The organism is Herbaspirillum sp. C7C2, assembly GCF_022627865.1.
GTDB lineage: Bacteria > Pseudomonadota > Gammaproteobacteria > Burkholderiales > Burkholderiaceae_D > Herbaspirillum > Herbaspirillum frisingense.
The window spans coordinates 1-409 of the sequence record NZ_JABXGI010000059.1 but is presented as its reverse complement, the minus strand read 5'-3'; the positions used below and the strand labels follow the sequence as shown (position 1 = coordinate 409).

Genomic DNA, 409 nt, shown 5'->3' with positions numbered 1-409 from the left:
CCCCAGGTCAACGTCAGATGGTCACCGGATCGTGTCAGTACAGTGTCTGCCGCCTTGATGCCTTTGCCGAGTCGGATGGTGTCAATATTGCCAGCAGTGTAGTCACAGTCGTTGATGATATCGACGCCGTCGCCCCGATTGAAGCGATAGGTGTCGTTGCCGTGACCACCATGGATCCAGTCATTGCCATTACCACCGATCAGCGTGTCGTTCCCGTTGTCGCCGCTGAGCCAGTCATTGCCATTGCCGCCGATGAGCGTGTCGTCGCCACCGTTTCCCGAAAGACCGTCATTGCCGTCGCCGCCGTCGATAGTGTCTGCAAGTTGACCGCCGTGAAGAGCATCATTTCCTGCCAAGCCAACCATGCGATTGCTCTGGTCAAAGAATCCTGTCCAGTTTTCGTTTTCGG

Annotated in this window: 1 protein-coding gene; it reads right to left on the bottom strand. The window is 56.2% G+C overall.

Translation table 11 applies throughout. From position 1 onward, the window contains the following. A partial coding sequence (locus tag HWE04_RS24220) for a calcium-binding protein (RefSeq protein ID WP_446719256.1) occupies positions 1 to 409 on the bottom strand: 409 nt, incomplete at both ends.